Raw genomic sequence first — 11999 nt, forward strand, 5'->3', positions numbered from 1 at the left:
CAAGTGCGCGACACGGTCCCGGATGAAGCTGAAATCCAACGCCGCGTCGATCTTCCGCAGCAGGTGATCCGACGGAACAAGCGACGCGATCGTCACCATCTCAAGTTCCGTCTGTTGGGGCGTCTGGGGCTTAAGCATAAACACAGTGAATCAAAAACCCCCGCCATAGGCGAGGGCTTTGTCAGCAGTCTGAGGCCGGTACCCCCAAGGGTACCGGCCTTTTTATTGGCCCGCCGGTAAGTGATATTTTTAGGGAAACAAAGCAGTGATTCCAACGTCTCTGCGTGGGTCGTACGGTAGCGGCTCACCATAGACTCTTAAGCAATCGGACCCTGTATCCAGGCGGAAGATGGCCGAGTGAGCCCTTGACCTCGGGCATCAGCGACGATGCAGTCATGTAAATAATTATAAAATAAAAAAATAGAATACAAATATAACCTTCATTTCATATTGCGTTTTTTATTGAAAATAAATTTAAATATACACAAATATGTAATTTTCATTATAAACAAAGAACAAAAACAAACATACATAGAAAATCTAGATAACTATTTATTTTATAAATTTATTAAATATTTTAAAAATCCACCGTTAAATGTTGAGATACATTTCCTGATAAATTATGCTGAAATTGCCGATGGAAAATATCGACTCTACATATAAAACCTTGGGCCGAAGGATTCACGAAAATGAGCAACATTGGTGGGACCAATGGCAATGATAGCCTGCCCGGAAGCTCCAGCGCAGATGTGATCACCGGTGGAGCCGGTAACGACACCTTGCTTGGCGGCCGCGGCGATGATCAATTGCTGGGTGAAGATGGTAGTGACCGGCTCGTAGGCGGCTATGATCGTGACACGCTTACTGGCGGCAGCGGTAATGATGTGTTTGTTTTCGAACGTGACGTCGGATATGATAATTATGATATTATAACAGATTTTACCCAGGGACAGGACAAGATTGATGTCAGTGGCTTTGGAATCAGTAGCTTCTCTGTACTGAAATCGTTGACAAAATCCACACAGGCGATTGATGGCAGCCAAGTTACACTATTAACATCCACTTACAGTGGATATCTCAATACATTACAAATTGGCATCAACAGCACCCTTCTAGCGGATGGTGATTTCATTTTCTCAAACAATATGCAGGCTGAACAATCCATCACCGGTACCGGTTCCAACGACGATCTGTTCGGTGGGGGCGGCAAGGACACATTGGTTGGTGGTAACGGGAATGATCGCCTGTTCGGTGATGCGGGGGATGATCGGCTGGTTGGGGGCGGCGGGGCCGATACCCTGTTCGGTGGGGCCGGGAACGATACTTTTGTTCTCGAACGCCAGGCTTATGATAACGACGATGTCGTGGCAGACTTTACTCAGGGTCAGGACAAGGTTGATGTTTCTGGTCTTGGGATATCCAGCTTGTCCATGCTCCTGTCTTTGGCAAGCTCTGTGCAGGGAAGCGATGGAAATCTAACCACAGTAATCCGTACCAATTATAACGGTTACCTCAACTCTATGACAGTGGGAATCAACCCATTGTTGCTGACGGCAGGTGATTTCGTTTTCAGTCCCGGGACCAACGCCATTTCTATTACTGGTACTGGAAACAGAGACGACCTGTTCGGCGGTGCTGCCAACGACACGTTGGCTGGTGGAGACAGCAATGACCGCCTGTTCGGCGATGCTGGCAATGATCGGCTGGTTGGGGGTGCGGGCGGAGACACCCTGTATGGCGGCACGGGTAATGATGTGTTCGTTCTCGAACGGCAAGGCTGGGGTAACGACGACCTTGTTGCTGATTTTGCCCAGGGCCAAGACAAAATTGACGTTGCCGGGTTGGGCATTGTCAGCCTCGACACATTGTTGCTGATCAGCAGCAGCGGTCAGGCCAGCGACGGCAGCCAAACGACGACAATCAGTACCTACTATAAATCAGACGATAACACCCTGACATTCGGGGGAAATCGTAACCTGTTGACCGCTGACGATTTCATTTTCTCTGCCAATAGCGCAGCCCAAACCCTGACAGGCACCAACTATCGTGATGACCTGTTTGGTGGGTTGGGTAATGATACGTTGATGGGGGGCGATGGCAACGACCGCCTGTTCGGTGATGCCGGCAATGATCGTCTGGTCGGTGGCGGGGGCAACGACACGTTCTACGGCGGGGCTGGCAATGACGTCTTCGTTATGGAGAAGGCGCCGAGCTACGGTAATGCAGATGTCGTTGCTGATTTCGTCCGGGGTCAGGATAAGATCGACCTTTCCGCTTTGGGAATTCGCAGCTTCACCACCCTGCTGGAACTGACCAGTCAAAGCACTGGAACCCCTGGGGGTGCCTTGATCAGCACCCGCAATGAAGGGGATGCTTCCACCCTGTTGATCGCCGGTGTGGACAAGGGCATCCTGACGGCAGCAGATTTTATTTTTTCTACCGAAAACAATCCACTGACGCTCACAGGCAGCCGTTGGTCCGATGATTTGTTCGCCGGCACCGGCAACGATACAGTGAGTGGGGATGACGGAAATGATCGCCTGTTTGGCGATGCCGGTGATGACCGTCTTGTCGGCGGGGCCGGCAATGACACCCTCTATGGTGGCGACGGGACCGACAGTGCCGTGTTCAGCGGTGCCCGCGCCGGTTACCAGATCAGCAACAATAACGGTGTGCTGACCGTTGCCGATACGTCGCGCACGGATGGCACGGACGTGCTGTACGGCATTGAAAAGCTGGTCTTCAGCGACCAGACGGTGACGCTGGAGGTGCCGACCCTGCCAACACTTTCCATCACCGGTTCCAGCGTGCGGGAAGGTCATGCGGGAACGAAGGCACTGTCCTTCACCGTCTCCCTGTCTGCCGCCAGCTCACAAGCCGTGACATTCAATTTCGCCACAGAGGGCGGGACAGCCCAAGCCGGCGTGGATTTCCAGGCAGTGTCGGGCACCTATACCATCGCCGCGGGCGCCCGCAGCACCGTGATCAATGTTCTGGTAAACAGCGATATTCGGGTCGAACGCAATGAGACGCTGACCGGTATCATCAGCCAGCCCAGCGGGGCAACGGTTGCGACCGCTGCCGCCACCGGCACCATCCTGAATGATGATTTCCAGTCTGCCTTCTCTGCCGATGCCTATCGGGCCTTGAATGCCGATCTGTTTTACGCGTTCGGGAATGATGATGGTTCCCTGATCCGCCATTATATCAATAGCGGGCGCGCGGAAGGACGGGTCACCAGTGGTTTTGACCCTGAGGCCTATGCCGCGCTCAATCCGGATCTGTTCAATGCTTTTGGCCTCAATAGCGCGGCCTTGACCAACCATTATCTCTATGCCGGCAAGGCAGAAGGCCGCGTCACCGAAGGTTTCGATTCTGTTGCCTATGCCGCACTTAATCCGGACCTGTATTACGCTTTCGGGAACAATCGGGTCGCCCTGATCAGCCATTACGTAAACAGCGGCCGCTTTGAGGATCGGGCGACCAGCGGCTTCAGCGCGGAAGCCTATGCCGCCTTGAATCCGGACCTGTTTAACACCTTTGGTCTGAATACGGATGCTCTGGTCAGCCATTATATCAACTATGGGCGCGCCGAAGGACGCGCAGCGACCGGCTTTGATGCGGAAACCTATGCTGCGTTGAATCCCGATCTGTTCAACACTTTCGGCCTGAACCATCTGTCGCTGGTCAGTCACTATATCTATGCCGGCAAGGCGGAAGGTCGCACGGCCTATCAGTTGCCGACACCGGCATTGGGCATGGTCGGCATGATCGATGATGCTGCCAGCATCAGCTATGACCTTGCTGCCTAAGGCGTGATCTTATGTCCACTTGATACTCGTGAACCAAAGGGCTGGTGGCATACCGGCCCTTTGGCAGCGACTAAGGCAGCGTAGCGACAGAGCCGTCAACGACATACTCGCGCTCTGTGAGCATGTGGCTTCCACTTACAGGTATGCATTGAAAATACCGACCGCCAGACAGGCGGCCGGTTTTTATGTTGGTTGCAGATATTGAATCGTCTATCTTTTTAGATAGCTTATTATCGCATATGAGTAAAAAATGTCGAACGTCTTACAAGATGATTATACGGACAGCACGTCAACGACGGGCACGTTAGCCATCGGCGGCCAAACCACCGGTGTGCTGGGAACGGCAAATGACGTCGACTGGTTCGCTGTCGATCTGACTGCTGGCACGACCTACGCCTTCACAGGGGCGTTTGCAAGCGGGAGCTACTCCCCGACTTTGGGCCTCTACAACAGTTCTGGCACATATGTCAGCAACACAATCAGCTCGGGAACCACCGGTTTCACACCCACCAGTTCCGGCCGATATTACGTTTCCGTGAATGGCTTAACATCGGGAACTTACACGCTCACCGCCACTCAGACCGTTTCTGACGATTATACAGCCACCACGTCGACCACCGGCAAGCTGACAGTCGGCGGCCAAACCACCGGTGCTCTTGAAACGGCAAATGACGTCGACTGGTTCGCTGTCGACCTGACTGCTGGCACGACCTACGCCTTCACAGGGGCGTTTGCAAGCGGGAGCTACTCCCCGACTTTGGGCCTCTACAACAGTTCTGGCACATATGTCAGCAACACAATCAGCTCGGGAACCACCGGTTTCACACCCACCAGTTCCGGCCGATATTACGTTTCCGTGAATGGCTTAACATCGGGAACTTACACGCTCACCGCCACTCAGACCGTTTCTGATGATTATGCAGCCACCACGTCGACCACCGGCAAGCTGACAGTCGGCGGCCAAACCACCGGTGTTCTTGAAACGGCAAATGATGCCGACTGGTTCGCTATCGATCTGACCGCTGGTACCGCCTACGAATTCTCAGGCGCATACGGCAACAGTAATGGCTATATTCTGTCATTTAGATTGCGCGATGCTTCTGGTGCCGATGCTGGCGTTACCTCGTCCTTGGGGGCTATGGATTTCACGCCAACCAGCTCTGGCCGCTATTACATCGCCGTCAACGGTCCGAAAACCGGGGATTATACCCTGTCGGCAAAGCAAGCGGTCGCCGATGATTATGCAGCCAACACCTCAACGACGGGCACTCTTGCCATCGGTGGGCAGGCCAGCGGCCTCTTGGGGACGCCTAGCGATTCGGACTGGTTCGCGGTCGACTTGACCGCTGGTACGGCTTACGAATTCTCAGGTTCATTTGATGGCGGCGGCAGTACTCCCCTCTTGGGCTTGAAGGACGCTGCTGGTGTCTCTATTGCCGATACCTCGTCGTCGGGAACGACAGGTTTCACCCCCACCAGCTCGGGCCGGTATTACCTCTCCGTCTCTGGTTCGAAAACCGGGAATTACACACTGTCGGCAAAGCAGGTAATCGCCGATGATTATGCGGCCAACATATCAACGACAGGCAAGTTGGCAATCGGCGGACAGGCCACCGGTGTTCTGGGAACGTCAAGCGATTCGGACTGGTTCGCGGTCGACTTGACCGCTGGTACGAGCTACAAATTCTCCGGTACATACAGCAACAGTGACGGATACATCCTTTTCTTCAGATTGAAGGATTCTTCTGGCGCCGATACGGGCGTTACCTCCTCTTTGGGAGGCATGGATTTAACACCAACCAGTTCCGGCCGGTATTATATTGCCGTCAATGCGCCGAGAACCGGAAGTTACACGCTGTCGGCAACGCAGACAGTGATGGATGATTACACCGCCAACACCTCCACAACGGGCAAGTTGGCGATCGGGGGACAGACCTCTGGGACCCTGGGAACCGCAAATGATGCAGACTGGTTCGCCGTCGACCTGGCTGCCGGTACCACCTATGAATTCTCAGGCTCGTTTGGTGGCGGCAGCGTATCCCCGACTTTAAGTCTCTATGATGCTTCCGGTTCATCGATCACCGGTACCGCAGGGACGGGGACGACCGGTTACACAGCAACCAGTTCCGGGCGCTATTACCTCTCTGTCAGCGGTGCGACGACGGGAGGGTACACGCTGTCAGCAAAGCAAACAGCCGTCGATGATTATCTGGCCAGCATATCAACAACTGGCACGTTGACAGTGGGCGGGCAGACCACTGGTATCATCGAAGTGCAGAATGATAGTGACTGGTTTGCTGTCGATTTAACCGCCGACTCCACCTATCAGTTCTCTGCTTCGACCAGCGGTAACCTTTCTTCGGTTCAACTGCATCTTCACAATGCGCTGGGGGCACAGATTGGTGAAGCCGGGACCGCAGGTTTCACCCCGACCAGTTCGGGGCGCTATTATCTCTCTGTCGATGGGGCGAAGGGCACCGGGCAATATAGCCTGTCGGCGAAAAAGCTGATTTTTGATGATTATGCCGCCAACACCTCCACCACTGGAAAATTGATCCCAGGAAATAAAATTTCCGGCATCATAGAAACGGTGAAGGACGTTGACTGGTTTGCCGTTGATTTGACTGCGGGCAATGCCTATCAGTTTAATGCATCGACCAATGGCAACCTTCCCTCCGTTCTTTTGAGCCTGCATGACGCTGCGGGTTCATCAATCACTGGCACGAAAGCCTTGGGCGCTACGAGCTTCACCCCAACGAGCTCCGGTCGCTATTATCTCTCGGTTGAAGGTCAAGCTGGGGAGGGTGATTACACCATATCGTCCACTTCCTTGAAGCTCCCGGCGCTTTCCATCACCGGTTCCAGCGTGCGCGAAGGCAACTCCGGAACCAAGGCGCTGTCCTTCACTGTTTCCCTGTCGGAAGCCAGCAGCCAGGCAGTCACGTTCAATTTCGCCACCAAGGGGCTGACGGCGACAGCCGGTGTGGATTTCCAGGCGGTGTCGGGCACCTATACCATCGCCGCCGGCAGCCGCAGCACGGTGATCAATGTGCTGGTCAATGGGGATATCAAGGTCGAAGGCAATGAGACGCTGACCGGTATCATCAGCCAGCCCAGCGGGGCCATCCTGGCCACCAGTGCTGCCACCGGCACCATCCTGAATGATGATTTCCAGTCTGCCTTCTCCGCCGACGCCTATCGGGCCCTGAATACCGACCTGTTTTACGCTTTCGGGAATGATGATGCGGCGCTGCTGCGCCATTACATCAATAATGGCCGGGGGGAAGGCCGTACCACCAACGGCTTTGATGCAGAGGCCTATGCCGCCCAGAACCCAGACCTGTTCTATGCCTTCGGCCTGGACAAGGCGGCGCTGACCAACCATTACCTCTATGCTGGCAAGGCGGAAGGCCGGCTGACGGAAGGGTTCGATGCGCTGGCCTATGCGGCCCAGAACCCCGATCTCTATGCCACCTTCGGCACCAATCATGCCGCCCTGGTCAATCATTATATCTATGCTGGCAAGGCCGAAGGTCGGGTTACCGGCGGCTTTGATGCGGAGGCCTATGCCGCATTGAACCCCGATCTGTTCAATGCCTTCGGCCTGAACACCGAGGCGCTGATCAGCCATTATATCAACTACGGTCGGGCGGAGGGGCGCAGCACCACCGGCTTCGACGCGGAAACCTATGCCGCGCTGAACCCGGATCTGTTCAATACTTTCGGGCTAAACCATGCCGCCTTGATCAACCATTATATCTATGCAGGCAAGGCAGAGGGCCGCGCGGCCTATCAATTGCCGACACCGGCATTGGCTATGATCGGCATGGCCGAGGATGCGGCCAGCATCAGCTACGACCTCGCCGCCTGAGGCTGATTACCCAAAGGGCCGGTTGCATACCGGCCCTTTGGCGCGTCACACTGGCCCCCTGATGGCAGGGGGATCATCTTGGAATGATGAAGGGCGCGTGGCGAATGGGTGGCGGGCAACCAGCCGCTGAAGCGGAATTGCCCGGCGGGCTGGTCCGGCAATTGACGGATTGGCAGGGGGTCGGGCTGATTGATGCCGATACCGCCGCCCGCATCGCTGCGTTCGAGGCAGCCCGCCACCGGCCGCGCCTGCCGGCCGCCCTGGCCATTCTGGGCTTCTTCACCATGGCGCTGGGCATCATCGCCATCATCGCCGCCAATTGGGATGCCATCCCCATCCCCCTGCGTCTGGGCCTGCATCTGGCCCTTAACCTGGGACTGGGCTGGGCGGCCTGGGTCTGGCGGGGGCACGGGGCGGCCAAGGGGATGCCACGCTTCCGGCTGGAAGGCGCCCTGCTGCTGCTCTCCCTCTCCACCCTGGCGCTGATCGCCCATATCGGGCAGAGCTTTCATTTGCAGGGCGATCTGGCCGGGCTGTTGCGCGGCTGGCTGCTGCTGGTCACGCCCTTCACCCTGATGGCGGTGCGGGCGCCGCTGCATCGCTCCCTCTGGCTCAGCGGGCTGGTATGGTGGCTGTCGGTGGAACTGTCGGATTACTGGCAGACCTTGCATGAATGGCGCCTGTCCGGCACGGCGGTGATGCTGGCCTTCGCCCTGCTCTATGCCGCGCGCGTCCTGTCGCCGCCGCTTGACCCTTCCTGGGCACGGCATATTGGCCGGGCGGCGGTGGCCACGCTGGTGGCGGCCACCAGCTTCGTGCTGCTGGTGCTGCGCCTGCTGCTGGATGCGGTGCCACCGCCGGCAATGGTCAATGATGCCACCATTGCCGCGCTCGTCGGCTTTGTTGCCATTGGCGGGGCGCATTGGCTCTGCCCGGCGGATCGCACGGGCACGCGGCGGCTGTTCGGGTTGGCGCTGGCCCTGTCGCCGGGGCTGGCGGTGCTGCCCTTCATCCTCAGCCAGTCGCCCTCTGCCATCGTCACCGGGGTGCTGTTCTGCCTCTATTGGGTGGCGCTGGGGAAACTGGCGCTGGATGCGCAGCGGCCCGGCTTCTTCAAGCTGGCGGTGGCGCTGATCGCGCTGCGGGTCTTCATCTTTTATCTGGAGGCGACGGGCGGCCTGCTGGCCACCGGCTTTGGTCTGGTGATCGGCGGAGCGGTGCTGCTGGCCCTGGCGCTGGGGGCGCGGCGGATCATGGCCTGGGGCACGGAAAAGGTGACGGAGGACGCACAATGAAGGCCGCCATGTCCCGCCCCGCCCTGCTGCTGCTGGCGGCCTTGCTGTTGCCCACCCTGGTGCTGGCCGGCTGGGCCGGGCTGATCGCCACCCGACAGGCCGGCACCCCCAGCACGCGGGTGGAAATCCAGGGTTTTGACCCGCGCGACCTGTTGCGCGGCCATTATCTGCAGGCGCGACTGAAGCTGGGCCTGCCGCCCGGCGACGCGCCCGCCTGTGTTTGTGTGGAGCCGGAAAACGGCCCGCCGGGGCAGCCCGCCACCCGCCCCCTGGCATCGTGCCAGCGGCTGGAGGTAGGCTCCTGCCGCTATCCAATGGCTGACCCGCTGCGGGTCCTGCGCATCTATGTGCCGCAGGAAAAGGCGGCGGACCTGGACAGGCGGCTGCGCAAGGGCGAACAGAAACTCTCCGTCGCTTTGCATTTCCAGGGCGATGGGGAAATCGGGATCAGTGATCTACAGGTGGACGGGGTGCCCGTCGCCGATATCAAAGGGGATGAGTGATGGTTTTTGAAGGCAGGCTGGTGCGGCTGGCCGTGGCGCCCGATCTGGTGGCGGAATTTCTGGAACGCGTCTCCGCCAATGTGACGGGCAGCCGCCAGGAACCGCAAAACCTCACCTTCGGTCTGGCCCGCAGCCCGGAGGAGGAAACGGGGCCGGATGACCCCGCTGTGTTCTATCTGTGGGAAGAATTCAAGGGCGAGGGCGCTTTCGCCCACCATCACGGGACGGCCCATTTCCAGGCTTTCCGGACCTGGCTGGAGGGGCAGCAGCAGGCCGGGCGGATCGCGGTGCGCCGGCTGGTGACGCGTCCGCTGCTGCGGGACTGACCGGTTCCGGCCGGGGCGGGGGCGGTGGGTTCAGCGTCGCCGGATCTTCATCGCCCCAGCCGCAGGCCAGCAAGGCGGCGCGCATATGCGGCGGCACCGGGGCCGTTACCGTCACCGGGTCTTTCGTCGCCTGGATGGGCACGGTGATGGCGCGCGACAGCAAATGCAACGGCAGCCCGGTGCCATCGGGCCGCCCGCCATAGATCGGGTCGCCCAGCACCGGGCAGCCCAGCGACTGGGTATGCACGCGGATCTGGTGGGTGCGGCCGGTCTTCGGGTTCAGTTCCAGCCAGGCGATGGGGCCGACGCCCGGCAATTCCCCGCGCCCGCGCACCCGCCAGAGTGTGACGCTGGGCTGGCCATTCTCCCTGTCCGCCACCATGCGCCAGCCGCGCTTGGCATCGCTGATCTTGTTCAGGGGCAGGTCGATCTTGCCGCTGTTATCCGCCAGTTGGCCGGCCACCACAGCCCAATAGGTCTTGGCCACCCGCCCTTCCTGAAACAGGATGCCCAGCTTGCGCAATGCCTTGGGATGGCGGCCCAGCACCAGACAGCCGGCCGTATCCCGATCCAGCCGATGGGCCAGCGAGGGCGGGTTGGGAAAGCCGAAGCGCAAGCCATCGAAATGGCTTTCCAGATTATCGCCGCCGCCCGGCCCGGCATGAACGGGAATGCCGGCGGGCTTGTCCAGCACCAGCATCAACCCGTCGCGGTACAGCAGGCGGGCCAGCAATTCTTCCTCGGTCATCATCATCCGGCGGGGTTGGGAGGGGGCATTTCCCTCTAGCACGCGGCAGCCGCCGTCTCCACCACCTTGGCAGGGATGGCCGGGTGCTGGCTGGCGGTCCGGTGTTTGCGGGAGCCAAAAACAGCAACAATGTTGCGCTGCACATATGCGATTCGGTTCTGACCGCACTGTGACAGGCGCGTGACAGGGTGGGGGCTGGGGCTTGACACCCCTTATACTCTGGGCGAGCATAAGGGAGAGTAATGCTCAATTCGAGCATAAGGGGTACCGCCCGGCACCCTGCATGTTCGCGGCGAGCGTCCGGTTCGTCACAAAGCGCCTTCCCGACCGCTTTACCGGGATGGCCCGTTGGAGTTGGGTTGATGCACGCTGCTGCCGATCTGGCCTATACACCTGAGATCGCCGAGGCGACGCGGCCGATCTATGATCGGGTGCGCGATGTCATTCCGGCTGTGGAATGGCCCTTCCATGCCCCCTTGGTCCACGCCATCAACAAGCTGAAGCGGGAACGCAACGCCGTGGTGCTGGCGCATAATTACCAGGCACCGGAAATCTTCCACACGGTGGCCGATATTGTGGGCGACAGTTTGCTGCTGGCCCGCAAGGCGGCGGAAACGGATGCCGATGTCATCGTGCTGGCCGGCGTTCATTTCATGGCCGAAACGGCCAAGATTCTCTCGCCTGAAAAGGTGGTGCTGATGCCGGCCATGGATGCCGGCTGTTCGCTGGCCGACAGCATCACGGCCGCCGATGTGCGGCTGCTGCGCGAACGTTACCCAGGCGTTCCGATTGCGACATATGTCAACACCTCGGCGGCAGTGAAGGCGGAAAGCGATGTCTGCATCACATCCGGGAATGCGGTGGAGGTGATCAACTCCCTGCCCGGTGACGAGGTGCTGTGCATCCCCGATGAATATCTGGCCAAGTGGGTGGCGACCCAGACCACCAAGAAGGTGATCGCCTGGAAGGGCCATTGCGAGGTGCATGAACGCTTCACCGGCGACCAGTTGAAGGCGTACCGCACCCAGTTCAAGGGTGATATCACCATCATTGCGCACCCGGAATGTCCGCCCGATGTGCTGGCGGAGGCGGATTTCGTCGGCTCCACCGCCAAGATGCAGGATTATGTGGAAGGCCAGCAGCCCAAGCGGGTGCTGCTGATCACCGAATGTTCGATGGCGGATAATCTGGCGGCCACCAACCCGGCGGTGGAATTTGTCCGCCCCTGCAACCTGTGTCCGCACATGCGCCGCATCACCCTGTCCAACATTCTGGAGAGCCTGCAGACCATGCAGCCCCAGGTGCATGTCGACCCCGCCATCGCCGGCCGCGCCCGGCTGGCGGTGGAACGGATGCTGGCGGTGGGGAAGAAGTAAGGGGGATAACCTCATGCCTGACCGCTCCCTTTACCGTCACCCCGGCGAAGGCCGGGGTCCAGTATCGT

Annotated in this window: 6 protein-coding genes and 2 pseudogenes; 6 read left to right on the top strand and 2 right to left on the bottom strand. The window is 58.8% G+C overall.

All coding sequences use genetic code 11. The features are described from left to right. Positions 1 to 138 (bottom strand): annotated as a pseudogene (locus tag PCJ49_RS12440) (IS5/IS1182 family transposase); the annotation flags it as partial. A 551-nt stretch (positions 139 to 689) separates the two neighbouring features. Between PCJ49_RS12440 and PCJ49_RS12445 the strand changes: the two are divergent. The 5 genes from PCJ49_RS12445 (at position 690) to PCJ49_RS12465 (ending at position 9807) form a co-directional block, all read left to right on the top strand. Next, on the top strand, positions 690 to 3812 hold the full coding sequence (locus PCJ49_RS12445) for a M10 family metallopeptidase C-terminal domain-containing protein (protein ID WP_269911184.1): 3123 nt from the start codon (positions 690 to 692) through the stop codon (positions 3810 to 3812). A 250-nt stretch (positions 3813 to 4062) separates the two neighbouring features. After that, positions 4063 to 7683, top strand: coding sequence for a Calx-beta domain-containing protein (locus PCJ49_RS12450; protein ID WP_269911185.1), 3621 nt, complete (start codon positions 4063 to 4065; stop codon positions 7681 to 7683). A gap of 83 nt (positions 7684 to 7766) precedes the next feature. Beyond that, the gene (locus tag PCJ49_RS12455; protein WP_269911186.1) at positions 7767 to 8978 is read left to right on the top strand and encodes a DUF2157 domain-containing protein; all 1212 of its coding nucleotides are present in this window, start codon (positions 7767 to 7769) and stop codon (positions 8976 to 8978) included. Next, positions 8975 to 9481: a GDYXXLXY domain-containing protein gene (locus tag PCJ49_RS12460; RefSeq protein WP_269911187.1), complete on the top strand. Its 507-nt coding sequence runs from the start codon at positions 8975 to 8977 to the stop codon at positions 9479 to 9481. Before PCJ49_RS12455 ends, PCJ49_RS12460 begins: the two co-directional genes overlap by 4 nt. Then, positions 9481 to 9807: a putative quinol monooxygenase gene (locus tag PCJ49_RS12465; RefSeq protein WP_269911188.1), complete on the top strand. Its 327-nt coding sequence runs from the start codon at positions 9481 to 9483 to the stop codon at positions 9805 to 9807. Before PCJ49_RS12460 ends, PCJ49_RS12465 begins: the two co-directional genes overlap by 1 nt. Positions 9808 to 10054: 247 nt before the next feature. Here PCJ49_RS12465 and PCJ49_RS12470 read toward each other — a convergent pair. Next, positions 10055 to 10786, bottom strand: a pseudogene (locus PCJ49_RS12470) (RNA pseudouridine synthase); the annotation flags it as partial. Positions 10787 to 10917: 131 nt separating this feature from the next. On the opposite strand from PCJ49_RS12470, the gene nadA reads away from it, so the two are divergent. Continuing rightward, positions 10918 to 11931, top strand: a complete 1014-nt coding sequence (gene nadA, locus PCJ49_RS12475; RefSeq protein ID WP_269911189.1) for a quinolinate synthase NadA — start codon at positions 10918 to 10920, stop codon at positions 11929 to 11931. Positions 11932 to 11999 lie beyond the last annotated feature (68 nt).

The organism is Niveispirillum sp. BGYR6 (genome assembly GCF_027568365.1).
GTDB lineage: Bacteria > Pseudomonadota > Alphaproteobacteria > Azospirillales > Azospirillaceae > Niveispirillum.